Source organism: Ruegeria sp. A5 (assembly GCF_056543005.1).
In genome coordinates this window covers 625,276-649,197 of record NZ_JBQGAV010000001.1, presented here as the reverse complement: position 1 = coordinate 649,197, position 23,922 = coordinate 625,276, and the positions used below count along the sequence as shown (strand labels likewise).

Sequence of the window (23,922 nt, the reverse complement as noted above, 5' to 3'; positions counted from 1 at the left end):
CTGCCGCACTCTCTTATTGTCAGACAATTGAATTCTTGGCAGGGTTGTTGCCAAGACATAACGGCGCGGCCAAGCGCTGACGATGGGAGGAATGTCCATGCTGGGACAGATGATGACGCAGCCTTTGCTGATTTCGTCGCTGATTGAACATGCTGAACGTTATCACGGGCAGACCGAGATCATCTCGGTCGAGACCGACGGAACCGTGACCGAGACAAATTGGTCCGGGATCGCGCAGAACGCCCGACGGATGGCTTCGGCTTTGGAAAAGCTGGGGCTGCAACCGCAGGATCGCGTGGGCACGCTGGCCTGGAATAACCGCCGCCACCTTGAGATCTACTATGCAGTGTCCGGCGCGGGCTTTGTCTGCCACACGATAAACCCGCGTCTGTTTCCCGAACAACTAACCTATATAATCAACCACGCGCAGGACCGGGTCCTGTTTTTCGATGCGACCTTCCTGCCTTTGGTCGCCGCGCTGCAAGAGCATCTGACTGAGGTGCAGTACTATGTGCTGATGGGTGCGCGGGACGAGGCTGCGCTGTCTCAGGTGCCGGGGTTGGTTTTTTATGACGAGATGATTGAAGCCGGTGATACAGACTACGCGTGGCCCAGCTTTGATGAAAACACTGCCTCCAGCCTCTGTTATACTTCGGGTACCACTGGGAACCCCAAAGGCGTTCTCTATTCCCACCGCTCTACAGTTCTGCATAGCTTCGCGTCGAACACGCGCGACGTAATCGGCTATTCCGCCATAGATGTGGTGATGCCGGTGGTGCCAATGTTCCACGTCAACGCTTGGGGCTCGCCCTATGCCAGCGCTATGTCTGGTTCGCGAATGGTGATGCCGGGGCCGGGATTGCATGGCGAGGCATTGGTCAATCTGATCGACACATATGGTGTCACGCTGGCGATGGGCGTACCGACCATTTGGCAAGGTCTGCTGGCCCATGCCGCGACATGCGGGACCAAGTTGAAAAGCCTCAATCGTACTGTAATCGGTGGTGCGGCATGCCCGCCCTCAATGATTGAAACGTTCCGCGAAACTTATGGCGTCGATACCGTCCACGCCTGGGGCATGAGCGAAATGAGCCCGCTGGGCACGACGAACTATCCGATGGCCAAACATCTGGACATGCCCATGGAGGCACAGCACAAGCTGCGCGAAAACCAAGGCCGCCCGCCCTTTGGGGTTGAACTGAAAATTGTTGATGATGATGGCAACGATCTTCCTCATGACGGTGAAACGCAGGGCGATCTGATGGTGCGCGGCCATTGGGTGCTGGACAGCTACTTCCACATGCAGGATGAGGCCTTGTTGCAGGATGGCTGGTTCGCGACTGGCGACGTTGCCACACTGGACCCGGATGGGTACATGACCATCCGCGACCGATCGAAGGACATCATCAAATCGGGGGGTGAATGGATCAGCTCTGTCGAGTTGGAGAATATCGCGGTCGCACACCCTCAACTAGCGACGGCTGCCGTTGTGGGCGTGCCGCATCCGAAATGGGACGAACGCCCGCTTTTGGTAGCAGTGAAGGCCGAGGGCGAAGAACCGACCGAGCAGGATTTGTTGGCATTCTTCGACGGCAAAATCGCAAAATGGCAGGTACCCGACAAGGTCGTGTTCGTTGATGCCTTGCCCCTTAACGCGACCGGAAAGGTCCTGAAACGCACGTTGCGCTCGGATTTCAGCGATGCGCTAATGGGATAAGTGCCAGTTTGGGAAGAATGGCTCCGGCGGTAGGGATCGAACCTACGACCAATTGATTAACAGTCAACTGCTCTACCGCTGAGCTACGCCGGAACGGTTCGCGCCGTATAGCAACCTCAAATTGCGGCGTCCAGTGGGGTAGTGGAGTTTTTTCTGCGAAAAAACTTCGCCGTGGCTCACGCAGCTAATTATGAAGAATTTGGTGTGATTTGGCTCCGGCGGTAGGGATCGAACCTACGACCAATTGATTAACAGTCAACTGCTCTACCGCTGAGCTACGCCGGAACTGAGGGGCGTATAACAACCCGTATTTTCGGCGTCCAGAGGGGAAGCGCACGGGCCGCCAATTTTTTCCGATTCACGCGATGCGCTTGAAACGAGACGCAACTGACAGATCCCCCAAGGGCGCCACACGGGATCTACCGGTCAGATCCACCAGATGGGCAAAGACATTACGCTCGGCCGCGGGAAGCAGCGCGGCGGGGGTTTCGGTATAGATTCGCTGGGCAAGCTGTTGGGCCGTTGCTGGGCCACTTCCCAAGGCGTCGAGTATCTGTGCTTCTCTCTGCAAGCGGTGGTCTATCAGCCAATCCAGGCGCTTGGCAGGATTCGCGATAGGGGCACCATGGCCCGGATGAAAAACCGACCACTCGCGCGCACGCAGGCGGCGACAGGCTGCCATGAAATCCGTCAGGTCTCCGTCCGGGGGCGAGACCAGAGAACTGGCCCAACCCATGACGTGATCAGCCGTAAAGCAGATATCTCCCCAGGCCAGCGCGATATGGTTGCCCAGATGGCCGGGTGTGTGGATCACTTCGAGTTGCCAGCCTTCTGCCGCGACGCGTTCACCGTCTTCAAGCTCGATATCAGGGCGGAAATCGGCATCGATTCCCTCACCACCTCCGGCAAGCCCGTTCTGGGCCAGTTCGGTCATGATTTCGCTGCGTCCAGCTTGCGGACCACCAAAAGCCAGAATCGGAGCGCCGGTGCGGGATGCGAGCGGGGCGGCCAAAGGCGAGTGATCCAGATGGGTGTGCGTAACAAATATGTGGCTGATCCGCTGCCCGGGTTCCAGCGCATCAACGATGGCTTGCAAATGCGCATCACTCAATGGCCCAGGGTCGATGACAGCAATGTCCTCATCGCCCAGAAGGTAGGTATTCGTACCACGATAAGTCATTGGCGAGGGATTGGGCGCAAGAATGCGCCTTAGCCCCGGGGCAAGCACGGCAACCTGTCCAGGGAGAGGGTTGAAATCGTCGGGGGCTTGCATTCTGACCTCTTCCTCTTGCCCGGGCAGCCCGCTAGGTTTAGCGCATGTCGACCCAATGGCTCAAACCCTATATGCCGCGCAGCCTATATGCGCGTGCCGCACTCATTCTGGTACTGCCGGTCATTGTCGTGCTTTTGGTGGTGGCGATTGCCTTTTTGCAAAAACATCTTGAAGAAGTGACCGCCCAGATGACCCGCACGGCGGCGCGCGAGGTGACACTGGTGCTGGACGTGATGGAGGGTGCGGAAACCCAGCAGCAGGCATTGGCAGCTGCGCGGCAGGACTTGTCGGTCTTGAACATGACCGCCCGTTTTCTGCCGCCGAATGAAGAGCCGAAAAACAGTCCGCGTCGATGGTACGATTTCATTGCCCCGCAGGTGGATGCGGAAATGCGCAGCTTGTTGCCTGATACCCAGTATGTGGCTCTGCCAAATGGACAGGAAGTGAGTCTTTTTCTGGCAACCAATCTGGGCATGCTTGAGCTAGAGTTTGATCGCCGACGCCTGTCGCCGACTGCACCGCATCAGCTGATTGTGACGATGGTGTTCTTTGCGGCTCTGATGACAACGATCTCGTTTCTCTACATGCGCAATCAGTTGCGCCCGATCACGCGCCTTGCGGACGCGGCGCAGGCCTTTGGTCGCGGGCGGGTCGTGCCTTATTCACCCGGTGGCGCAATCGAGGTACGCGCTGCGGGCAATGCCTTCGTTGACATGCGCGCCCGAATCGAGCGGCAGATTGAGCAGCGCACGCTCATGTTGTCGGGGGTCAGCCACGATCTGCGCACACCTCTGACGCGTCTGAAACTTGGATTAGCTATGTTGCCCGAGGACGAGGCCGCACCGTTGTTGCAAGACGTGGACGAGATGCAATCGCTGCTGGATGCATTCTTGGACTTCTCGCGTGGCGCTGCAGAGAGCGCACCCGAAGAGATTGAACCCGAAAACTGGCTGAGCCAAATCGTTGACGATGCACAGCGCGCGGGCCAGCACGTTGAACTAATCTCGGTCGAGGGGCGTGGAACGGCAATGCTGCGCCCATCGGCCATGCGCAGGGCAGTAGAGAATCTGATTGGAAACGCGAATCGCTATGGTTCACGCGCCGAGGTCAGCCTTTCGATGACGCCAAAGTCACTACGCATTCGGGTTGAAGATGACGGCCCCGGTATCCCGATCGAACAACGCACCGAGGCCGTCAAACCCTTCACGCGACTTGATCCGGCGCGAAACCAGAATCAGGGCACTGGCGTGGGTTTGGGCCTTGCGATTGTTGCCGATATCGCCCGCGTACATGGTGGTATTCTGCGACTGGGCAGCAGCGAAAGGCTGGGCGGATTAAGCGCGGATATCGTGATTGGACGGTGATTTGGTAGGCCCGGAGGGACTCGAACCCCCAACCAAAGCGTTATGAGCGCTCTGCTCTAACCAATTGAGCTACAGGCCCGCCTGAGGGCTTTGCCTATCACGATGGCAGCCCGCGTCAAGCCTGACCGTTGCAACATGGCCCACAATCGAATAACCCGCGCGCAAAGCACTCATGAGGGATTGGCCATGACAGCGGGCAAGAACGGAATCACCTATGCCGACGCAGGTGTAGATATCGACGCAGGCAACGCTCTGGTCGATCGGATCAAGCCTGCCGCCAAGCGCACCAACCGTTCGGGCGTGATGAGCGGGCTAGGCGGGTTTGGCGCTCTGTTCGACCTGAAAGCGGCTGGCTATAAAGACCCGGTTCTGGTGGGCGCAACCGATGGTGTGGGCACCAAGCTGCGGATCGCAATTGATACCGGCGTTGTCGATGGCGTGGGAATCGATCTGGTGGCGATGTGCGTCAACGATCTGATCTGCCAAGGTGCTGAGCCGCTGTTTTTCCTGGATTATTTTGCCACCGGTAAGCTGGACAACGATACTGCCGCGCGGATTATCGAAGGAATTGCCGAGGGGTGTGTCCAATCTGGCTGCGCCCTGATTGGTGGTGAAACCGCCGAGATGCCGGGTATGTACCCTGACGGCGATTTCGATCTGGCCGGTTTCTCGGTTGGTGCCATGGAACGCGGGGCCGCATTGCCCGAGGGCGTTGAACAGGGTGATGTCCTGCTGGGGCTGGCTTCGAACGGGGTGCATTCCAACGGCTATTCGCTGGTGCGCAAACTGGTTGAAATGTCCGGGCTGGGCTGGGAGGAAGAGTCGCCTTTCGGTGGCGGAACATTGGGTGAGGCTCTGCTGACCCCCACGCGGCTGTATGTGAAACCAGCGCTGCAGGCGATCCGGGCTGGCGGCGTTCGCGCGCTTGCCCATATAACCGGCGGCGGCCTCACCGAAAATCTGCCGCGCGTATTGCCCGAAGGGCTCGGGGCCGAGATTGATTTGAGTGCTTGGGACTTGCCGCCTGTGTTCAAATGGATGGCCGAGACCGGTGGCATCGCCGAGTCCGAGATGTTGAAGACCTTCAACTGCGGCATCGGCATGATTGTTGTCTGCGCTGCAGATCAGGCAGATGATCTTACAACACTGCTTGCAGAGGCAGGCGAATCCGTTGCGCGCATCGGAACGGTCACCGCAGCGCCGGGTGTGGCCTATTCAGGCAAACTGCTGTGAGCCACAAGCGCGTCGCGATCCTGATCTCCGGGGGCGGATCGAACATGCTGTCGCTGGTCGACAGCATGAATGGCGATCATCCAGGCCGACCATGTCTGGTATTGTCGAACGACGCAAATGCCGGAGGGCTGAAGAAAGCTGCACAGCGCGGAATTCCGACCGCAGCCGTCGACCACAAGCCCTTTGGCAAAGATCGCGCTGCGTTTGAGGCAGAACTGCTTAAACCGCTTATGGCAGCCCGGCCGGATGTTGTCTGTCTGGCCGGTTTCATGCGTGTATTGACGGGTGAATTTGTATCGCGTTTCCAGGGCCGGATGCTGAACATCCACCCATCGCTTTTGCCTAAGTACAAGGGTTTGAACACCCATGCACGCGCAATTGAAGCAGGCGACGCCGAACATGGCTGCACCGTTCACGAAGTTACTGCCGCGTTGGATGACGGACCGATTCTGGGTCAGGCGCGCGTGGGTGTACGGGTAGGGGACACGCCTGAGGAGCTCGCCGCCCGCGTGTTGACCTGGGAGCACAAACTCTACCCTGCCGTGCTTCGCCGTTATTGTATGGGCAACAAAGACCCAGTTCTTCTGCCCTAACGCGGCGGGGTGATTTACACGCAAAGGTTATTCGTCTTATGGTCGCATATCGCTCGGGACGAGGACGGCACGGGCAGTCACAATAACCAAAAGCAAGAACAGCACCGCGCATGAAAACCCTGACGACGACGCAAGAGCTGGCCGCATTCTGCTCGGCTGCTGCACAATATCCTTATGTCACTGTAGATACCGAATTTCTGCGCGAACGGACCTATTATTCGAAACTCTGTCTGGTGCAGCTTGCGGTGCCATCGGAAGATGAAGACAGCGCCGTTCTGGTTGATCCATTGGCTGACGGCATGTCGCTGGAGCCTTTGTACCAGCTGTTCAGCGACGAAAGCGTGGTCAAGGTTTTCCACGCCGCGCGGCAGGATCTTGAAATTTTTTGGGTCGACGCGGGCGTCTTTCCGACTCCGTTGTTTGATACTCAGGTCGCTGCGATGGTCTGCGGTTTTGGTGAACAGGTTGGCTATGAAACTCTGGTCCGTAAGATCTGCAAGGAAGGGGTCGATAAAACTTCTCGCTTCACCGACTGGTCACGGCGCCCTCTGACGGATGCGCAGAAAACATACGCACTGGCAGATGTAACCCATCTTCGGAAAATCTATGAGCATCTGGCTGCAGAACTTAAGAAGTCGCGCCGGGATCACTGGGTCGCAGAAGAGCTTCGCATACTGACCCGACCCGAGACATATGACATTCGCCCGGAAGAGGCGTGGCGGCGGGTCAAAACGCGGACCAACTCTGCCAAGTTTCTGGCCGTGGTTCGAGAGCTGGCGCAGTTCCGTGAGGCCTATGCGCAAGAGAACAATGTGCCACGAAGCCGTGTGTTCAAAGACGATGCGTTGATCGAGATGGCCTCGACCAAGCCCAAGACGCCCTCTGATCTGGGCGGGTCGCGCTTGTTGCTGCGCGAAGCGCGCAAAGGGGCGATCGCAGAAGGCATTCTGGAGGCGGTAAAACGGGGCGTAGGTTGCCCGCAAGACCGATTGCCGAAAATTGACAACAGCCGCGACAAACTGAAGGTCAACCCGGCACTTGCAGATTTGCTGCGCGTTCTTTTGAAATCAAAGACCGAAAGCGCAGGCGTTGCCGCAAAATTGATCGCCTCCAGCGCGGAATTGGATCAGATCGCTGCAGGCGAACGAGAAGTTCCCGCCATGTCCGGTTGGCGGTTCGAGGTTTTTGGCGAGGACGCGCTGAAGCTTTGCGAAGGCAAGATTGCTTTGGCCGCCAAGGGACAGGCCGTGCAAGTTGTCTCGCTTTAACGGCGACGAGATTCCAACGCGTTCTGCTGGCCCTTGACCCGAACTAAACGAATGCCTTCCAGTTCTTTCCGGCTTACATTGACGGCCTCTGAAACCATCCGCGACCGTTCGGTGCCCTGCGCAGTGGCGTAGTCCGGGTAGTCCACGCGGAAGGTGAACTCCATAACGCCATTTTTGCTGAGTTCTTCAGATCTTACGCGCGCGAGCTGTGCGTTGAACGCACCCTGTCGAATGGCTGTGCCAGCCGCATAGATGATTGCGCCCGTCGAGGTTGGGTCGATCCGCAATTCGTTGATCACGGCGATTGGAACGCTGTTATCCTCGGCGTCCGGACGCTCGAACAGGCCTTTTTTGTCGGCATTTTCGGGAACCAATGCATTGGCGTCATCGGCTGATACTTCGGATGGGCTGGGTGTGCTGCTGCCAAACCAGTTCGATGGATTCGCGCTTGAGTTGCTCCAGTTGCTACAAGCGGACAGAGCCATTGTGAAGATCATCAGAACAGGCAGAGTTTTGTGCATGGACCCAGTACTTTGTGCAACTTTACCTGCATCGGGTTAACGCAAATTCGATCGTTTGAAAAGCCACGCTGGGGACTGGACAGTCGGTAGCGCTGAGCATAGTTCACAATTGTGAATGCGTAACGCAAGGACGGACCCGATATGGCAACGCCAGCCTTCGAAGAGATAGTCGAGGATTTCGAGTTCCTGGAGGACTGGGAAGACCGCTATCGCCATGTGATCGAGCAGGGCAAAGCGATGGAGCCTCTGGATGATGCATTCAAAGTCCCTGCGACCAAGGTGAATGGTTGCGCCAGTCAGGTCTGGCTGCATCCAACCATTGAGGGCGGTCAATTCCGCTTTGACGGTGACAGCGATGCCCTGATTGTTCGGGGCCTGATTGCGGTTCTGCGTAGCCTGTATAACGGCTTGCCGGTGGCCGAGGTGCCCAGTGTTGATGCCGGTGGAGAACTCGCGCGACTGGGGTTGCAGGATCATTTGTCTGCCCAACGTTCGAACGGGTTACGCGCTATGATAGAACGTATTCGCGAAGTGGCATTGGCCAGCGCCTGACTTTTAGGTGGATTTGCGCGCTGCCCAGTCAGCAAGCGTGGTTTCCAAATCGCCATAGCCGGTTTGCCGACGTTCGAATTCCAGCCCCATCCGTTCGGCACACTCCTGCGCGCGGCGAGTGAGGTTGGGATCATCAGTTTGTGCTTGATAGACGAGCTTGGTGTAATTGCCGAAATACATCTCTCGCAATTCAGGATGCCGGTCCAGACCCAGCGGTTTCCAGACAAACGCATCAAACTGCCGCGCAAGGAAATCTGTCAGATAAAAAGCGGTGGTTTCATCGTCGCCATGCGCGGCAAAGGCCAAATTGCCCTCGAAGAAAGAATAGCAATGGGGCCCTTGGATCATCTCGACCCCCAGCCGCTCGCATGCTGCCTGTAACAAGCCACCGGTTCCGCAATCGGCATAGACAACGTAGATCCGGTCATATGAGCCCCGATGCTTGGCAACCGCATCCTCGACCGCCTGTGTGATCTTTTCCGGGTGCACATGCAAAATGGCGGGCAGGCAAGTCAGCGCCATGTGATCCCAGCCGTTCCGTTCTTTCAGGTCCAAAATCTCGCGCGCCAGTGCGCCGCATGCGATCAGAAGAATTGACTCGGTGCTGTGCGGTGCGACATAGCCCTGACGGGTCAGGCTGTCATCATCTGGCATGTTTGAGTCGGTCATCTGATCTCTCTGGCTGGTCTTTAGCTATATATGTGCCCGAGGTTCGGACAAAAAAGGCCGCCCCAAAAAGGACGGCCTGTCTCACGATATGATCTCGCGCCTTAGCCAGCCAGTTGGTTGTGCTTGCGCGACATGAAGTCCTTGGCCATTTCCACCGCCACGGCTGCGTCGCGGCAATAACCGTCAGCGCCGATCGCCTTGCCGAACTCTTCGTTCAGCGGAGCGCCGCCAACCAGAACGGTGTACTCATCACGCAGGCCTTGTTCGACCAACGTGTCGATCACGACCTTCATATAAGGCATCGTCGTCGTCAGCAGAGCGGACATGCCCAGAATGTCGGGCTGTTCGTTTTCCAGCGCTTCGAGGTAGTTCTCGACCGGGTTGTTAATGCCGATATCAACAACTTCGAACCCGGCGCCTTCCATCATCATCGCAACAAGGTTCTTGCCGATGTCATGGATGTCGCCCTTTACGGTGCCGATCACCATCTTGCCAACGCGCGGAGCACCAGTTTCAGCCAGCAGAGGCTTCAGGATCGCCATACCGCCTTTCATGGCGTTGGCCGCCAGCAGAACCTCAGGCACGAACAGGATGCCGTCGCGGAAGTCATGGCCGACAATTGTCATGCCGCCAACCAGCGCTTTGGTCAGGATGTCATAGGGTTGCCATCCGCGCTCGAGCAGGATGTTCACACCTTCTTCGATCTCTTCCTTCAGGCCGTCATAAAGGTCATCGAACATCTGTTCGACGAGTTCGTCGTCATTCAGTTCGGACAGGACGATGTCTTCTTCATCAGACATGGGTATTTCCCTGAGCTGTGCGGGCCTGCGGCCCGTGGTGGCATTTTCACCGTTTTGGCCATTTCGTCGCAGGTCTACTGTGACGATTGCGACCTAGGTCGTTCTGAGACCGACCTATAGGCCGAATATTCGCACTCAGCGACATCGAATTTTGCAAGATCATCCTGCATTGGTTTCATTAGCCACGGTAAATTCACCTGCAGTCTAATGCGTCGCCGGTTTCGAGCATCTGATGATTTTTGGGAATCGAAACATGAATCTTGCCAGTGAAACTGGTTTTAACTACATCTAGTGATAGGAACAAAAGGCGAACAAATGACTGCTGCCATCAAAAGCCCTGGGCGCGGAGCAACCTCAAACGAAGCAGGTCGATTCGAGAGGTTTACAACCGAGTTGACCGAAGATGGCTGGGATTTGCCAGACGAACTGCCCCCGTTGCGGACCGAAGTTCGGGAAGAAATGGCGCGCAATCTGATCACCTATAACAAGTCGCCGGACCTACCTTTTGACCGATCCATAAACCCATATCGGGGCTGCGAGCATGGATGCGTGTATTGCTTTGCTCGGCCAACGCATGCGTATCTGGGGTTGTCTCCGGGTTTGGATTTCGAAACCCGCCTTGTTGCGCGACCCAATGCGGCTGAGCTATTGCGTCGCGAACTCTCGGCACGTTCTTACAAGGTGGCCACGATTGCACTGGGCACCAACACCGACCCCTATCAGCCGATCGAAAAAAAACGCAAGATAACAAGAAGCTGTCTAAAGGTTCTGAGAGATTTTCAACATCCGGTCGGTATTGTGACCAAGGGGACTCTGATCGAGCGTGATCTTGATATTCTGGCACCGATGGCCAGCAATGGTCTTGTCCGGGTTGGCATTTCGCTGACCACATTGGACCGGGATCTTTCCCGGCGGATGGAACCCCGGGCGCCTTCACCACAGCGCAGGCTCGGAATGATCCGCAACCTGACCGAGGCTGGCGTGCCAGTGCGCGTTATGACGTCTCCGGTGATTCCCGGTTTAACCGATCATGAATTGGAAAACCTGTTGGAGGCCGGAAAGCAGGCTGGCGCCGATGCTGCAAGCTGGATCATGCTGCGGCTTCCGCGTGAAGTATCCGCGCTCTGGCGCGAGTGGCTGATCGAACATCAGCCGGGCAGGGCTGAGAAGGTGATGGCACGGCTGCGCGAAATGCATGGGGGTAGGGAGTATGATCCCCGATGGGGCCACCGCATGCGGGGCGAAGGGACCTATGCCGAGATGATTGCGCAACGGTTCAAGGCCGCAGTCAAACGTCTCGGGCTGTCGACTGATATGCCGCCACTAAACTGTGCGGCTTTTGCGCCGCCACCTCAGCCCGGTGATCAGCTGGCTTTGTTCTGAAACCTTTGTTCAGAAACTGATGCCAATCCCGGCGGAGAATCCGTTAACCGTATCGCTGCCGTAATAACGGACCATAAACCGTGTCGTTGATACCCAAGGCACCCATGTGTCGGACAGATCAACCTCGATCCCGCCACCTACGCGGGCCAGCCAGTCGGTGCCCAATACAAGTGACTGATCCCCGATCAGATAGGACAGGGACAGATCGCCCACCCAGCGGACCGGGCGACCGAACATGCGTTTTCCAGTTGGAAAGCGGTAGCGTGACCACAGAACTGCATTTGCGGCAGTTGATTCAACCAACAGGTCCTCGTTGTCTCCGATAGGCCAGTATTCGATATGGGTATAGCGCAGGCTTGCCTCGAATTCCCGGTCGTTGGACAGAGCTTTCTCGTACGAGACCGTCATCGATCCGCCTGCGCCACCAGCCCAGATGCCGCCGCTTTCGAGAAAGTCTCGATCAAGCCCCAGGCGGTTGGCGATGGCTTGCGCACCGACAGATGCGTCGGATTGCGTACGCCCGACCGAGATATGGGCCATCGGGGTCATTTTCCAATACTCGCCGATGTCGAACTGATAGCCGACACCGCCGGTCAGGGCGAGGCTGGTCCATTTCAGCGGAATACGCGTGGTGTCTCCGGTGCCGCTGAAGGTCAGAACGGGGTCATAGCGCGCGTAGCCTATATACCCCTCAAGATAGATCGGCACGCCCTCAGCAAGGCGAAACCCGCCGCCCAGCTGGGCGGATTTGAAATCGTAATCGCGATTGTCTGTATTTGATTGCAGCGAGATTGCGCTGGCAGAATCATCCGGGATGCCTGCTAGCCCTAAGATTGCCAGCGACCCGGCGGCGTTTTCCTGCTGCTGCTTCTCAAAAGCACGTTCCAGCACGCTTTGAGCGGATGCCGATTGCGCAATTAGCAACATAATGAACAATAGGATTAAACGCATGAGAACCAAACACTATTCGCCGGACGCGGCAACATTAGGCGGACTGAGGCAGTGCGGAAAGATGCATCGAAACAGTCATTTACGATTGGTTTCGAACGGTCTCATTTTGGTAACGCCAAGGAAAAAAGACCCCGGATAACCGGGGTCTTCACATCGATATTGTGTGTGAATCAGCGGTTTTCGATGTCCACGTAATCGCGGTTGGTCGCGCCCAGATAAAGCTGACGTGGGCGTCCGATCTTATTCTGTGGATCGGCAATCATTTCTTTCCACTGGCTGACCCAGCCAACGGTGCGTGACAACGCGAAGATTGGCGTGAACATCGACGTTGGGAAACCCATCGCTTCCATCACGATGCCCGAATAGAAGTCGACATTCGGGAACAGTTTCTTTTCGATGAAATACGGATCTTCCAGAGCCTGTTTTTCCAGCGCCTTCGCGACCTGTAGTTTGGGATTGTTTTCCACGCCCAGCAGGTCAAGTACTTCGTCTGCCGATTGCTTCATCACTTTCGCGCGTGGATCGAAGTTCTTGTAGACGCGGTGGCCAAAGCCCATCAGACGGAACGGGTCATCTTTGTCTTTGGCGCGCTCGATAAACTCGGGGATGCGGTCCACGCTGCCGATCTCTTCCAGCATTTCAAGGCAAGCCTGGTTCGCACCACCATGGGCCGGACCCCAGAGACAGGCGATACCGGCCGCGATACAGGCGAACGGGTTTGCACCCGAAGAAGATGCCAGACGCACCGTCGAAGTCGAGGCGTTCTGTTCGTGATCCGCCTGTAGCATGAAGATACGATCCATGGCGCGTGCCAGAATCGGGTTCACCTCGTAATCTTCGGCAGGAACGGCAAAACACATGCGCAGGAAGTTTGACGCATAGTCCAGGTCGTTGCGCGGGTACACGAAGGGCTGACCGATATGGTATTTGTAGGCCCAGGCCGCGATGGTCGGCATTTTTGCGATCAAACGGTGCGAAGCTACTTCACGCTGACGCGGGTCCGCGATGTCGGTCGAATCGTGATAGAACGCGGACATGGCACCAACCACACCCACCATGATGGCCATCGGATGCGCATCCCGGCGGAAGCCGCGATAGAAATACTGCATCTGCTCGTGCAGCATCGTGTGGCGGGTGATTGTGGTCTCGAAGTTCTCCAGATCCTTCGCCGAAGGCAGCTCGCCATACAGCAGTAGATAGCTGAGTTCGAGGAAATGCGACTTCGAGGCGATCTGTTCGATCGGATAACCGCGATGCAGCAACTCGCCCTTGTCACCGTCGATGAATGTAATGGTGCTGTCACAGCTTGCGGTCGACGTGAAACCCGGATCATAAGTAAAGACGCCAGCCTGACCATAGAGCTTGCGAATATCGATCACATCGGGCCCAGCGGTCGGAGAAAACACCGGCAGATCATAGCTTTCGCCGTGGACAGTCAGTTTGGCTGATTTTTTGCTCTCGGTCATGTTTGTCCCTTCTTCATTCGTGCGCATGCCGGATCGCTGTCCGACAAAGCAGGCAACGACTGCGTTCCGTCGCGCAGTCCGTTCTTAACGGAGCAGCGTTACCCTTATGTGAAATCAGGCCGGGTTCGCTGCATCAGAAAGCCGCGCCAGGGTTTCATCGCGCCCAAGCACAAGCATCATGTCAAATACCGAAGGTGTAACTGCCCGGCCCGCTAGTGCCGCCCGCAGCGGACCAGCCAATTTGCCGAACTTAACCCCATTCGCCTCTGCGAACGAATTCAGGGTCTCCTCCAGTTCGTTCCGGGACCAGCTAGCATTTTGCAGCTGCGGCGTCAATTCTTTCAGTATACCGTCGGATACAGATGCCAGCGCCTTTGCGGCCTTTTCATCTGGCTGGATAGGTCGCGACGTAAGCACAAAATGAGCTTTTTCAATGAGTTCCGGGAACGTGCGTGCGCGGTCCTTGAGGCAATACATCGCACGGATCAAATCACTGGATTGTGTTTCGGAAAGCGGCGGCAAACCAGCTGACTTCAGATATCCCTGGATTTCATGCTGCAGCGCGGCATCTTCCCCGACGGCAATATGTTGTCCACAAAGGTTTTCAAGCTTCTTCACATCAAATCGCGCCGGGCTTTTGCCGATGCCATCCAGATCGAACCACTCTTTAGCTTGGGCATCGGTAAAGAACTCATCATCCCCATGGCTCCAGCCCAGCCGAGCCAGATAGTTGCGCATTCCGGATGCCGGATATCCCATAGCCTGATATTCTTGCGCCCCCAACGCACCGTGACGTTTGCTGAGCTTTTTCCCATCTGGTCCATGGATCAAAGGGATATGCGCCCAGACTGGTACATCCCAACCCATCGCCTCGTAGATCATCATCTGACGGGCGGCGTTGTTGAGGTGATCGTCGCCCCGGATCACATGAGTCACGCCCATATCATGATCGTCAACCACAACGGCCAGCATATAGACCGGAGTCCCATCCGAACGCAGCAGGATCATGTCATCCAACTGATCGTTGCGAATGGTGACATCGCCCTGCACCTGATCGCGGATCACAGTGGCACCGTCTTGCGGAGCCTTGATGCGGATCACGTAAGGTGCGTCGGGATGTGTGGCAGGGTCAGCCTCGCGCCACGGGCTGCGAAACAGGGTCGACTGCCCCTCGGCCCGCGCCTGTTCACGGAATGCAGCGATTTCTTCCTGCGTCGAAAAGCACTTGTATGCCTTGCCGTCGGACAGCAATTGATGCGCGACCTCTGCATGTCGAGGGGCACCCTCGAATTGGCTGACGACCTCACCGTCATGATCAAGCCCTAGCCAGTCCATGCCTTGCAGTATGGCCGCTGTTGCTTCCGGCGTGGAACGTTCCCGATCGGTATCCTCGATCCGCAACAGGAACTTGCCGCCGCGACCCCGCGCATAAAGCCAGTTGAACAGCGCAGTGCGGGCGCCACCGATATGCAGAAATCCGGTGGGAGAGGGGGCAAAACGGGTGACGACCTGATCGGACATGGTGTGGATTAACCTTTTGGTAACCTTAGCGGGCATAGTTTGGCGACTATCTACCCAGCCCGAAGGACGGGGGCAACCATGCGTGTTCTGACACGGGTCGAGACCGCATTGCTGACCCAGCGGGGACACTTGTTTCCGTGGTCCCCGATCTGCCTGGCGGTCGGGATTGGTTGGTATTTCAGCCTCAGGTTCGAACCCGAGGTTGAGCTCTATGTCGGCGTTCTGGCGCTTGCCTTGCTGGCGCTTGCCTCCACCCGTTGGATGGGGGCCGCGTGGTCACCGCTGGCCACTGGCTTAGCCCTGATCGCGATGGGGTTCGCTCTGGCCGGGACGCGGGCACATATGGTTGCGGAGCCGGTCCTGCAATGGCGTTACTATGGCCCGGTCGAGGGGAGGGTCGTAGCGCTGGACCGCTCTGCGTCGGATGCGCTGAGGGTGACATTGGATCAGGTGCGGATCGGGGACGTTCCTGCTGATCAAAGACCCCGGCGCATCCGGCTTTCTATTCACGGTGAGTCAGTTGCGCTGTCCCCGGGTCAGCGGATTATGACCACAGCACATCTTTCGCCGCCGCAAGGGCCAGTTGAACCCGGAGGTTTTGATTTTCGCCGCCACGCCTGGTTCCAGCAACTCGGCGCTGTTGGATACACTCGGGCTCCGGTCCTGACGTCGGCTGCGGCGCAAGATGGTTTGGACGGAGTGCGTATCACGGCCTTGCGCATGGAGATCTCGGATCGGGTGCGCACGATCCTGCCGGGCGAAGTCGGGGGCTTTGCCGCCGCCGTAACTACCGGTGATCGCAGCGGGATGGGGCAGGCCTCGTTAGAGGCGTTGCGCGCGTCCAACCTGGCTCATCTTCTGGCGATTTCGGGCCTTCACATGGGTTTGTTGACCGGTTTCGTTTTTGTGGCGTGCCGCATGGGGTTCTCAATGGTACCTGTCATCGCGCTTCGCATGCCCGTACGCAAGGTGGCCGCGCTCTGTGCGTTATTCGCGTCGACAATCTACCTGCTTCTGTCTGGTGGGAACGTCGCGACTGAGCGCGCCTTTGTGATGGTCTGCGTTATGCTGGGGGCCGTATTGTTGGACCGGCGCGCGATTTCATTGCGGGCGGTGGCCATGGCTGCGCTGATTGTTCTTACCTTGCGCCCGGAAACTCTATTGAGCCCCGGATTTCAGATGTCTTTTGCTGCTACAACCGCCTTGGTCGCAGGGTTCGGCGCATTGCGGGACTATGGCCCAATGCCAGGCCCAAAGTGGCTGCGGCCTGTGCTGGCCTTGTTGACATCCTCGGCGATCGCGGGGATCGCGACAGCTCCGATCGGGGCGGCGCATTTTAACGCTATTTCGCACTATGGGTTGTTGGCAAATCTCGTCTCCGTGCCCGTCATGGGAACGCTGGTCGTTCCAAGTGCGGTGGTCGCCGCCCTTCTTGCACCTTTTGGGCTTGAAGCGATTGCATTGCACGTAATGGGTCTTGGGCTGAGATGGATCCTTACCGTTGCCAATTGGGTCGCGGGACTGGAGGGCGCGCGCGGGTACGTAGTAAGCCCAGACTATTTCGTATTGCCTGCTCTGGCTCTGTCTCTTCTGTGGCTAATGCTGTGGCAAGGGCGCGCACGGTGGCTCGGCATCGCTCCGGCAGCACTAGCGATAGCGCTGTGGGGTCAGGGAAGCCGCCCAGACGTGCTGATCGCCGATACCGGCGGGCTGGTCGGAGTGATGACTGAACACGGGCGCGCGCTGAGCAAACCGAAAGGCAGCGGATTTGTCGCGTCGGTGTGGCTGGAAAATGACGGGGACGGGGCAGATCAACCAAAGGCCGCTTTGCGATGGCCAGAGGCATCAGCGGGAATTCAACGTTTTCTTCTGGGAGACAAAGAGCTTGTCCACTTGACTGGCAAGCGGGCTGCGAGCGCCTTTCAGGAATGCAGGAAAGATCAGATCATTGTCGCCCCGGTGTCGTTGACTTTGACCGGTGAATGCAGCGTTTACGATACGGAATTTCTTCGGAAGACAGGCAGTCTTGCGTTATCCAAGGGGCGTTTGTTCGCGAGTTCTGATATCTCAGGCCGCCGCCTATGGTCCCCCAAGCTGCCTCAGTAGCTTCGGATCAAGCCTACCAGGCGGCCCTGAACTTTCACCTTGTCCTCTGGCAGCACGCGGGTCTCATAGGCCGGATTCGCCGCTTCCAGCGCAATGGCCTGACCTCGGCGGAAAAACCGTTTCAGCGTGGCTTCCTGATCTTCCACCAATGCCACCACGATGTCACCGTTGTCAGCGGCCGTTGTTTCGCGGATCACCACGACATCGCCATCGTTGATACCGGCGTCGATCATCGAGTCGCCACGAACCTCAAGCGCATAATGTTCACCACGGCCCGAAACCATCGAGCCCGGTACCGCAACGCGGTGCGACACATGGCTGATCGCTTCGATCGGTACACCGGCAGCAATCCGGCCCATAACAGGCAATTCCATTGCATCAACTGTGATGGGTTCAAAGTTCGCGGGGCGTGGACCTTCAGGGCGATCGCCTTCAATCACACGGGGTTTGAAACCTGCTGTTGGCTCTCCCCCAAGGCTTTCGGGCAGCTTGACAATTTCGATGGCACGGGCTCGATGGGCAAGGCGGCGGATAAAGCCACGTTCTTCCAGCGCGGTGATCAGTCGATGAATCCCGGATTTTGACCGTAGATCCAACGCGGCCTTCATCTCATCAAAACTGGGCGGAACACCGTCCGCTTGCACGCGTTTGTGGATGAATTCCAGCAAATCCAATTGCTTCTTGGTCAGCATTGCTCATACCTCGTCGCTCATGCGTTTTCTTTTGTTCTACGCATGTTCACGTTTTGTGTCAACGGATTTGCTAGATCGGCAGGTAAAGGACCTCATCCCCGGCCTCGCGCGCGGGATCGTGGGGTTGGCGTACCAATAGTGCATTGGCTTGCGCCAAAACACTTAGCAGCGAGCTGTCCTGATCATCACAGGCGCGGATGCCGCCGTTGTCCAACACCGCCCGCATATAATGCTCACGCGGGCCATTTTTTCCGAGCGGGGCAGAAAGGCGGGCGCGTTGGAATGGCTGTAGGGCCTGTTCAATCCCCAACATGCGGCGCACCATTGGGATGAGGAACAGGTAACCGCACACCATGGCACTGACCGGGTTTCCGGGTAGACCGACCATTGCAGCACCCCCAAGCCGCCCGGCCATCAGAGGTTTACCCGGTCGCATGCGAATCTTGTAGAACGATTGCTTCAGCCCAAGACCTTCCGAGACATCCGCAACCAGGTCGTATTCGCCAACCGACGCCCCTCCGATGGTCACCACGAGGTCAGCGCCCTGTGCCAAGCCAAAAGCTGTTTCTAATGACGCTAAGGTATCTTGTGCGATAGGAAGTACACGAACTTGTGCGCCAGCGTTTTCCAGTAACGCCTTAAGACCAAAGGTATTTGAGGCGATGATCTGATCGGGGCCGGGTGTTTCTCCGGGCATCACCAGTTCGTCACCGGTTGAGATTAGTGCAACCACGGGTTTGCGGTTCACAGGGACCGAAGCGATGTTCATCGCCGCCATTAATGCGACATCTTCGGGTCTGAGCTGGCGTGGGGCCGTGATCTGCGTACCGATGCTGAAATCGATCCCCGCAGGGCGGATATTGGCCTTTTCACCGGGGGCGTCGGTTATGGTGATCAGATCACCGCGTCGGTCGACATCTTCCTGTATGACGACGAAATCTGCACCATCCGGCACAGGCGCACCAGTGAATATCCGCACAGCTTGGCCGGGTCCGACGCTTCCAGCAAAGCGACGTCCGGCCGCTGCTTCGCCAACCACTTTGAACATTGCATGCAGTTCGACTTCGGCCGCCTTGACGGCGTACCCATCCATCGATGACGCAGCAAAGGGCGGCTGATCACGCGTTGCTGCAACGTTTTCTGCCAGGATACGACCGGCAGCCTCGGCAAGGGCAACCGTTTCTGCGGGCAGCGGTGAGACCAGATCGAACAGCAGAGCCCGCGCTTCTTCAACCGAGATCATGATGCCTCGTAACGCCCTGATTTTCCGCCGTCTTTCAGTAGAACACGAATGCCGCCGATCTCCATCGATTTGTCCACGGCCTTCGCCATATCGTAAACCGTCAGTGCGGCTGTCGAGACTGCTGTCAGCGCTTCCATCTCTACGCCGGTCTGGCCGGAAGTCTTTACAGTCGCTTCAATCTGAACGCCGGGAAGGTCCGGGTCTAAGCTCAGTTCAATGGCGACTTTGGTCACGGGTAGCGGATGACACAGAGGTATCAGGTCAGGCGTTTTCTTGGCGCCCATTATGCCCGCAAGTCTGGCAACACCAAGAACATCGCCTTTCTTAGCGCGTCCTTCTGAAATGATATCAAAGGTTTCCTTCGCCATCTTGATGTATCCAGATGCAACCGCAACCCGGTCGGTGACAGCCTTGTCGGACACGTCCACCATGTGGGCCTCACCTTTGGCATCAAAATGGGTCAGCGGCATCACATCACTCCGGGAATGAGCGGGTTGGCGAGCAATGCTCGAGTTGCCGAAGCTACATCATCCTGACGCATCAGGCTTTCACCAATAAGGAAACAGCGCGCACCGTAGCGGGCGATATCGGCGAGGTCCGCCGGAGTGCTCAGGCCGCTCTCGCAGACGATCGTGCGATCCGCTGGAACCAGCTTTGACAGATGACGAGTTGTATCAAGAGTCGTCTCGAACGTCTTGAGATTGCGGTTGTTTATCCCGATCAGCGGGCTTTTCAACTGCGATGCCCGCTCAAGCTCGTCTGCATCATGGACTTCGATCAGAACATCCATGCCCCAGTCAAATGCGGTTTGCTCAAGCTCGGCGGCCTGTGCATCGCTGACCGATGCCATGATGATCAGGATGCAATCCGCACCCAATGCACGCGCTTCGACCACCTGATAGGGGTCGTACATGAAGTCCTTCCGCAATGCTGGCAACGAACAGGCCGCGCGCGCTTCGGTCAGAAAGGACTTGTCACCCTGAAAGCTAGGCGTGTCCGTCAGAACCGACAGGCAAGCCGCGCCGCCCTCTTCATAAGCTTTGGCAAGCGTGGGCGGATCGAAATCAGCGCGGATCAGACCTTTGGACGGGCTGGCCTTTTTAACCTCGGCGATCAATCCGTACCCCTTGCGCATAGCCGAATGCAGCGCCTCGGCAAAGCCCCGGACCTCGGATGCGTTCCGAGCCTCGGATTCCAGTGTTTCCAGAGATTTATGCTCTTTGTCCGAAGCAATTTCTTCCAGTTTGTACGCTTTGATCTTGTCCAGAACGGTCTCGGTCATGCGGCTTCCTGTGTAATGCGCGCCAGCGCGGTGATCTTTTCACGGGCCTTGCCGCTATCAATGCTTTCTGTGGCCATCGCAACGCCCTCGCGCAGATCGCTTGCCGCATCTGCAACGACCAGCGCCGCGGCAGAGTTCAGCAGCACCGCGTCGCGGTAAGCTGAGGCTGCCCCATCCAGCAGGGCGCGGAAGGCGACTGCGTTCTCTTCGGGCGTGCCGCCGATGATATCTTCGAACGGATGCACAGGCAGGCCGGCGTCTTCGGGGTGAAGCTCGACCTCTTTGACAACGCCATCCTCAACCGATGCGATCCAGCTGACCCCGGTGATCGTAAGCTCATCCGTACCGTCTGAGCCGTGAACCAACCAGGCATGTTCAGTTCCAAGCAGGCCCAAAGTTTCGGCCATCGGGCGGATCAGGTCACGGCTGAACGCACCGGTCAGTTGGCGCTTCACTCCGGCGGGGTTGGTCAGGGGGCCCAGAATGTTGAAAATCGTGCGCGTACCCAGTTCTTGCCGCGAGGGCATGACATGGGCGATCGCCGGGTGGTGCATTGGGGCCATCATAAAGCCGATACCGACCTCTTTCAGCGCTTTCTCAACGACTTCCGGGCCGACCATTACGTTGATACCTAGCTGCCCAAGAGCATCTGCTGCGCCGGATTTCGAGCTCAGATTCCGATTACCGTGTTTTGCAACGGTGACACCGGCGCCAGCCGTCACAAAAGCCGTGGCTGTCGAGATATTGAGTGTTCCTTTGCCGTCGCCCCCCGTGCCAACGATGTCCATCGCGCCAGCGGGAGCTTTCACTGCATTGCATTTCGCGCGCATTACGGCAGCGGCGGCGGCGTATTCCTCGACCGTCTCGCCGCGCGTGCGCATTGCCATCAGCAACCCGCCGATCTGGCTGGGCGTGGCGGCCCCATCAAAGAGGATGCCAAAGGCCTGTTCCGCCTCGGCACGGGTCAAAGGTCGATCGGCCGCAGCACCGATCAGCGGTTTCAGAGCGTCGCTCATGCGGGGACTTTCATTTCGTTCAGGAAGTTCTTGAGCAGGGCGTGACCATGCTCGGACGCGATGGATTCCGGGTGGAACTGGACGCCGTGGATCGGCAATTCTTTGTGCTGCAGGCCCATTATGGTGCCATCCTCAAGCTCGGCTGTGATCTCAAGACAATTGGGCAAGCTTTCGCGTTCAACGACCAGCGAATGATATCGGGTGGCCTCGAAGGGCGAGGGCAAACCAGCGAATACGCCTTTGCCGGTGTGGTTCATCGTGCCCATTTTCCCGTGCACGATCTCATGACAGCGCACGACCTTGCCGCCAAATGCCTGACCGATGGTCTGGTGCCCCAGACAGACGCCCATCAGGGGTGTTTGCGTTTCGGCTGCAGCCTCGGTCAATGCCAGGCAGATACCGGCCTGATCGGGGTCACAAGGGCCGGGGCTGAGCAGAATACCAGCCGGGTTCATCGCCATTGCTTCCTGCACGTCCAGAGCGTCATTCCGGCGCACGACCATCTCGGCCCCAAGCTCACCCAGATAGTGAACGAGGTTGTAGGTAAACGAGTCATAGTTGTCGATCAGCAGCAGCATTTGGGCACTTATCTTCCTATGGGCAATTCGGGCTGGCGATGCAGTCCCTGAGCGCGGTATAATGTCGGGACATACATGCTCAGGCTTGTGCGGCAGCGTCAAGAGGACATACCCAACTTGACACCGTGCAGGTGAGCGTCGCGGAAGATGGCGTCTGGGTGGATGAGGCACGAAACAACGCGAGAGGCGAGATTTCGATGAGCGGATTTTACGGTGGAGTGATCGCCGGGGCGGTCTCGGTATTGGCACTGGGCGCGGTTCTTTCGCTGACAACTCCTTTGTCACGTAAACCAGATGTGACGGCAACAGCGCCCGAAGTGGCTGATACTCCGCAGCCCCTGGAGGCTGCGAAAGTTGAAGAAAGCAATGCCGATGCTGATCTGGTTGAGTTGCCACCATCCGGCCCTGAAACCCCCGATCTATCATCAGATTCGCTGGATGGCTTGGCAGGTATCGAGCTTGAGCCCGGTGCCCGTCCTGAGGCGGGTGGAGCACCGACCGTAGCCGAGGCACCTGCAGCGATCTCATCTTCTGACGTGACCGTTCAAACCGAAGCGCCCGCGGCACCGCCAAATCCACTTGCCGAACCAACCTCGCCACAACAGGAAGCCGAACCGGCAGCGCTCGCGGACGCTCCAGCAGCGCCTGCGCCCGAGGAAGCCCCGGAACCGCAGGTTGCGGAAGAAACGCCCAACGAGGCCCCTCAGGTCGCTGCCTTGCAGCCTGAGATCGCGGATGTGCCGGATGCAGCTCCAGAGGCTCAGGAAGCGGAACCCGTGCCTGATGAAAATCCAATCGCGGTTGAGGGTGAAGAAGATACCCGCCCTGTACGTCAGCCGCGCGTATTGACCCTGCCGCAAATTGGCGGAGAGGGGGCCACAGGTTCCGGTTCGTTGATCGGCAAGCGTGTCGTGCCCCTAACCGAGAGGGATGACCCGCCCGTCGAACAAGCCGTGATTACTCCAGAAGTGGTGGCCAAGCCCATCGAAGCACATGCTGCCACCTTCGAAAATCCAGAATCCAAGCCATTGATGTCAATCATTCTGATCGATGATGAAGGGGCTTTTGGGGCCGAGGCGTTGCAGGATTTCCCATACCCGCTAAGTTTTGCCGTCAGCCCGTCTGACCCGAATGCAGCGGAAAAAATGGCCCGTCATCGCGAGGCTGGATTTGAAGTATTGGCCTTGGTTGACATGCACGAAGCCGCCAGTGCTCAGGACGCTGAGGTGTCGTTGTCGGTGTGGTTGGATCAATTGCCTCAAACCGTTGGCATTCTGGAAGGTGTCGGAAGCGGCATTCAGGGCAACCGAAAGCTGGCTGATCAGGTTGCGGCGATTGCCGGAGATACCGGGCGCGGGCTGGTGACGCAGGACAATGGTCTAAACACAGCGCAAAAGCTTGCAGCGCGCAACGGCATTCCATCCAGCGTAGTGTTCCGCGATTTCGATGGTGCCAAACAGGACCCCAAGATCATGCGGCGTTTTCTGGATCAGGCAGCCTTCCGCGCCGGACAGGAAGGTGCCGTGGTAATGCTGGGTCGTCTGCGTCCCGAGACGATCTCGGCTCTGTTGCTGTGGGGGCTTGAGGATCGCGGCAGCCGCGTGGCGATGGCCCCAATTTCTGCCGTGATGATGAAAGAAGTCCAGCAGGGCGATGCCGGATCGCTGACGGACGGGTGACGGCAGCGACCATCC

22 protein-coding genes and 3 tRNA genes are annotated in these 23,922 nt (G+C 57.7%); 9 read left to right on the top strand and 16 right to left on the bottom strand.

Features of this window, described 5'->3' with window-relative positions; all coding sequences use genetic code 11:
• The first annotated feature begins 97 nt into the window (after positions 1 to 97).
• A complete protein-coding gene (locus tag ACR0AY_RS03295; protein ID WP_170509673.1) occupies positions 98 to 1,717 on the top strand; it encodes a long-chain-fatty-acid--CoA ligase in 1,620 nt (539 codons plus the stop codon).
• Positions 1,718 to 1,735: 18 nt separating this feature from the next.
• Here the strand turns inward: ACR0AY_RS03295 and ACR0AY_RS03290 are convergent.
• The 3 genes from ACR0AY_RS03290 to ACR0AY_RS03280 all read right to left on the bottom strand — a co-directional run bounded on the left by ACR0AY_RS03290 (position 1,736) and on the right by ACR0AY_RS03280 (position 2,990).
• Positions 1,736 to 1,810: transfer RNA gene (locus tag ACR0AY_RS03290), tRNA-Asn, on the bottom strand.
• Positions 1,811 to 1,927: 117 nt separating this feature from the next.
• Positions 1,928 to 2,002 (bottom strand) — tRNA-Asn (locus ACR0AY_RS03285).
• A gap of 73 nt (positions 2,003 to 2,075) precedes the next feature.
• Positions 2,076 to 2,990 carry an MBL fold metallo-hydrolase gene (locus ACR0AY_RS03280; protein WP_480453712.1) on the bottom strand — a complete coding sequence of 305 codons (915 nt, stop codon included), beginning with the start codon at positions 2,988 to 2,990 and terminating at the stop codon, positions 2,076 to 2,078.
• A gap of 44 nt (positions 2,991 to 3,034) precedes the next feature.
• Here ACR0AY_RS03280 and ACR0AY_RS03275 point away from each other — a divergent pair, with 44 nt between their 5' ends.
• Positions 3,035 to 4,354 carry an ATP-binding protein gene (locus ACR0AY_RS03275; RefSeq protein ID WP_170509678.1) on the top strand — a complete coding sequence of 440 codons (1,320 nt, stop codon included), beginning with the start codon at positions 3,035 to 3,037 and terminating at the stop codon, positions 4,352 to 4,354.
• A 2-nt stretch (positions 4,355 to 4,356) separates the two neighbouring features.
• On the opposite strand, the gene ACR0AY_RS03270 is transcribed toward ACR0AY_RS03275, so the two are convergent.
• Positions 4,357 to 4,433: transfer RNA gene (locus ACR0AY_RS03270), tRNA-Ile, on the bottom strand.
• 107 nt (positions 4,434 to 4,540) lie between these two features.
• On the opposite strand from ACR0AY_RS03270, the gene purM reads away from it, so the two are divergent.
• From purM to rnd, 3 genes are all read left to right on the top strand, one after another.
• Complete coding sequence (purM, locus tag ACR0AY_RS03265; RefSeq protein ID WP_480453711.1) at positions 4,541 to 5,587, top strand: phosphoribosylformylglycinamidine cyclo-ligase; 1,047 nt, start codon at positions 4,541 to 4,543, stop codon at positions 5,585 to 5,587.
• On the top strand, positions 5,584 to 6,180 hold the full coding sequence (gene purN, locus ACR0AY_RS03260; protein ID WP_170509684.1) for a phosphoribosylglycinamide formyltransferase: 597 nt from the start codon (positions 5,584 to 5,586) through the stop codon (positions 6,178 to 6,180). Before purM ends, purN begins: the two co-directional genes overlap by 4 nt.
• Positions 6,181 to 6,290: 110 nt before the next feature.
• Entirely contained in the window at positions 6,291 to 7,448 is a 1,158-nt protein-coding gene (gene rnd / locus ACR0AY_RS03255) for a ribonuclease D (RefSeq protein WP_170406001.1), read from the top strand.
• On the opposite strand, the gene ACR0AY_RS03250 is transcribed toward rnd, so the two are convergent.
• Positions 7,445 to 7,969: a hypothetical protein gene (locus tag ACR0AY_RS03250; protein ID WP_170392961.1), complete on the bottom strand. Its 525-nt coding sequence runs from the start codon at positions 7,967 to 7,969 to the stop codon at positions 7,445 to 7,447. The genes rnd and ACR0AY_RS03250 overlap by 4 nt on opposite strands.
• A gap of 141 nt (positions 7,970 to 8,110) precedes the next feature.
• On the opposite strand from ACR0AY_RS03250, the gene ACR0AY_RS03245 reads away from it, so the two are divergent.
• On the top strand, positions 8,111 to 8,521 hold the full coding sequence (locus tag ACR0AY_RS03245) for a SufE family protein (protein ID WP_170392962.1): 411 nt from the start codon (positions 8,111 to 8,113) through the stop codon (positions 8,519 to 8,521).
• A 3-nt stretch (positions 8,522 to 8,524) separates the two neighbouring features.
• On the opposite strand, the gene ACR0AY_RS03240 is transcribed toward ACR0AY_RS03245, so the two are convergent.
• Positions 8,525 to 9,190: a DUF1638 domain-containing protein gene (locus tag ACR0AY_RS03240; RefSeq protein ID WP_170509686.1), complete on the bottom strand. Its 666-nt coding sequence runs from the start codon at positions 9,188 to 9,190 to the stop codon at positions 8,525 to 8,527.
• A gap of 101 nt (positions 9,191 to 9,291) precedes the next feature.
• Positions 9,292 to 9,990: a corrinoid protein gene (locus ACR0AY_RS03235; RefSeq protein WP_170392964.1), complete on the bottom strand. Its 699-nt coding sequence runs from the start codon at positions 9,988 to 9,990 to the stop codon at positions 9,292 to 9,294.
• 315 nt (positions 9,991 to 10,305) lie between these two features.
• Here ACR0AY_RS03235 and ACR0AY_RS03230 point away from each other — a divergent pair, with 315 nt between their 5' ends.
• Positions 10,306 to 11,373, top strand: a complete 1,068-nt coding sequence (locus ACR0AY_RS03230; RefSeq protein ID WP_170509689.1) for a PA0069 family radical SAM protein — start codon at positions 10,306 to 10,308, stop codon at positions 11,371 to 11,373.
• 9 nt (positions 11,374 to 11,382) lie between these two features.
• On the opposite strand, the gene ACR0AY_RS03225 is transcribed toward ACR0AY_RS03230, so the two are convergent.
• From ACR0AY_RS03225 to gltX, 3 genes are all read right to left on the bottom strand, one after another.
• Positions 11,383 to 12,264 (bottom strand): autotransporter outer membrane beta-barrel domain-containing protein, encoded by an 882-nt coding sequence (locus ACR0AY_RS03225; RefSeq protein ID WP_480453709.1) that lies wholly within the window; start codon positions 12,262 to 12,264, stop codon positions 11,383 to 11,385.
• A gap of 230 nt (positions 12,265 to 12,494) precedes the next feature.
• The gene (gltA, locus tag ACR0AY_RS03220; protein ID WP_170392967.1) at positions 12,495 to 13,790 is read right to left on the bottom strand and encodes a citrate synthase; all 1,296 of its coding nucleotides are present in this window, start codon (positions 13,788 to 13,790) and stop codon (positions 12,495 to 12,497) included.
• A gap of 114 nt (positions 13,791 to 13,904) precedes the next feature.
• Positions 13,905 to 15,311: a glutamate--tRNA ligase gene (gene gltX, locus ACR0AY_RS03215; protein ID WP_170509692.1), complete on the bottom strand. Its 1,407-nt coding sequence runs from the start codon at positions 15,309 to 15,311 to the stop codon at positions 13,905 to 13,907.
• 78 nt (positions 15,312 to 15,389) lie between these two features.
• On the opposite strand from gltX, the gene ACR0AY_RS03210 reads away from it, so the two are divergent.
• A complete protein-coding gene (locus ACR0AY_RS03210; protein WP_170509695.1) occupies positions 15,390 to 17,417 on the top strand; it encodes a ComEC/Rec2 family competence protein in 2,028 nt (675 codons plus the stop codon).
• Here the strand turns inward: ACR0AY_RS03210 and lexA are convergent.
• From lexA to ACR0AY_RS03180, 6 genes are all read right to left on the bottom strand, one after another.
• Positions 17,411 to 18,109, bottom strand: a complete 699-nt coding sequence (gene lexA / locus ACR0AY_RS03205; protein ID WP_170509698.1) for a transcriptional repressor LexA — start codon at positions 18,107 to 18,109, stop codon at positions 17,411 to 17,413. The two genes, ACR0AY_RS03210 and lexA, sit on opposite strands and share 7 nt — an antisense overlap.
• Before the next feature lie 70 nt (positions 18,110 to 18,179).
• The gene (locus ACR0AY_RS03200) at positions 18,180 to 19,352 is read right to left on the bottom strand and encodes a molybdopterin molybdotransferase MoeA (protein ID WP_170509702.1); all 1,173 of its coding nucleotides are present in this window, start codon (positions 19,350 to 19,352) and stop codon (positions 18,180 to 18,182) included.
• Positions 19,349 to 19,822, bottom strand: coding sequence for a cyclic pyranopterin monophosphate synthase MoaC (gene moaC, locus ACR0AY_RS03195; RefSeq protein WP_170405973.1), 474 nt, complete (start codon positions 19,820 to 19,822; stop codon positions 19,349 to 19,351). Before moaC ends, ACR0AY_RS03200 begins: the two co-directional genes overlap by 4 nt.
• Positions 19,822 to 20,634, bottom strand: coding sequence for an indole-3-glycerol phosphate synthase TrpC (trpC, locus tag ACR0AY_RS03190; RefSeq protein ID WP_170509705.1), 813 nt, complete (start codon positions 20,632 to 20,634; stop codon positions 19,822 to 19,824). Before trpC ends, moaC begins: the two co-directional genes overlap by 1 nt.
• Positions 20,631 to 21,650 carry an anthranilate phosphoribosyltransferase gene (gene trpD / locus ACR0AY_RS03185; RefSeq protein WP_170509708.1) on the bottom strand — a complete coding sequence of 340 codons (1,020 nt, stop codon included), beginning with the start codon at positions 21,648 to 21,650 and terminating at the stop codon, positions 20,631 to 20,633. Before trpD ends, trpC begins: the two co-directional genes overlap by 4 nt.
• Positions 21,647 to 22,228, bottom strand: a complete 582-nt coding sequence (locus ACR0AY_RS03180; protein ID WP_170509711.1) for an aminodeoxychorismate/anthranilate synthase component II — start codon at positions 22,226 to 22,228, stop codon at positions 21,647 to 21,649. Before ACR0AY_RS03180 ends, trpD begins: the two co-directional genes overlap by 4 nt.
• A gap of 131 nt (positions 22,229 to 22,359) precedes the next feature.
• On the opposite strand from ACR0AY_RS03180, the gene ACR0AY_RS03175 reads away from it, so the two are divergent.
• Entirely contained in the window at positions 22,360 to 23,907 is a 1,548-nt protein-coding gene (locus ACR0AY_RS03175) for a divergent polysaccharide deacetylase family protein (protein ID WP_170509713.1), read from the top strand.
• Positions 23,908 to 23,922 lie beyond the last annotated feature (15 nt).

Coding starts and splice junctions, on each gene's coding strand:
- ACR0AY_RS03295 (WP_170509673.1), top strand. CDS start 98: ATGCTGGGACAGATGATGACGCAGCCTTTGCTGATTTCGTCGCTGATT.
- ACR0AY_RS03280 (WP_480453712.1), bottom strand. CDS start 2,990: ATGCAAGCCCCCGACGATTTCAACCCTCTCCCTGGACAGGTTGCCGTG.
- ACR0AY_RS03275 (WP_170509678.1), top strand. CDS start 3,035: ATGTCGACCCAATGGCTCAAACCCTATATGCCGCGCAGCCTATATGCG.
- purM (WP_480453711.1), top strand. CDS start 4,541: ATGACAGCGGGCAAGAACGGAATCACCTATGCCGACGCAGGTGTAGAT.
- rnd (WP_170406001.1), top strand. CDS start 6,291: ATGAAAACCCTGACGACGACGCAAGAGCTGGCCGCATTCTGCTCGGCT.
- ACR0AY_RS03250 (WP_170392961.1), bottom strand. CDS start 7,969: ATGCACAAAACTCTGCCTGTTCTGATGATCTTCACAATGGCTCTGTCC.
- ACR0AY_RS03245 (WP_170392962.1), top strand. CDS start 8,111: ATGGCAACGCCAGCCTTCGAAGAGATAGTCGAGGATTTCGAGTTCCTG.
- ACR0AY_RS03240 (WP_170509686.1), bottom strand. CDS start 9,190: ATGACCGACTCAAACATGCCAGATGATGACAGCCTGACCCGTCAGGGC.
- ACR0AY_RS03235 (WP_170392964.1), bottom strand. CDS start 9,990: ATGTCTGATGAAGAAGACATCGTCCTGTCCGAACTGAATGACGACGAA.
- ACR0AY_RS03230 (WP_170509689.1), top strand. CDS start 10,306: ATGACTGCTGCCATCAAAAGCCCTGGGCGCGGAGCAACCTCAAACGAA.
- gltA (WP_170392967.1), bottom strand. CDS start 13,790: ATGACCGAGAGCAAAAAATCAGCCAAACTGACTGTCCACGGCGAAAGC.
- gltX (WP_170509692.1), bottom strand. CDS start 15,311: ATGTCCGATCAGGTCGTCACCCGTTTTGCCCCCTCTCCCACCGGATTT.
- ACR0AY_RS03210 (WP_170509695.1), top strand. CDS start 15,390: ATGCGTGTTCTGACACGGGTCGAGACCGCATTGCTGACCCAGCGGGGA.
- lexA (WP_170509698.1), bottom strand. CDS start 18,109: ATGCTGACCAAGAAGCAATTGGATTTGCTGGAATTCATCCACAAACGC.
- ACR0AY_RS03200 (WP_170509702.1), bottom strand. CDS start 19,352: ATGATCTCGGTTGAAGAAGCGCGGGCTCTGCTGTTCGATCTGGTCTCA.
- moaC (WP_170405973.1), bottom strand. CDS start 19,822: ATGCCGCTGACCCATTTTGATGCCAAAGGTGAGGCCCACATGGTGGAC.
- trpC (WP_170509705.1), bottom strand. CDS start 20,634: ATGACCGAGACCGTTCTGGACAAGATCAAAGCGTACAAACTGGAAGAA.
- trpD (WP_170509708.1), bottom strand. CDS start 21,650: ATGAGCGACGCTCTGAAACCGCTGATCGGTGCTGCGGCCGATCGACCT.
- ACR0AY_RS03180 (WP_170509711.1), bottom strand. CDS start 22,228: ATGCTGCTGCTGATCGACAACTATGACTCGTTTACCTACAACCTCGTT.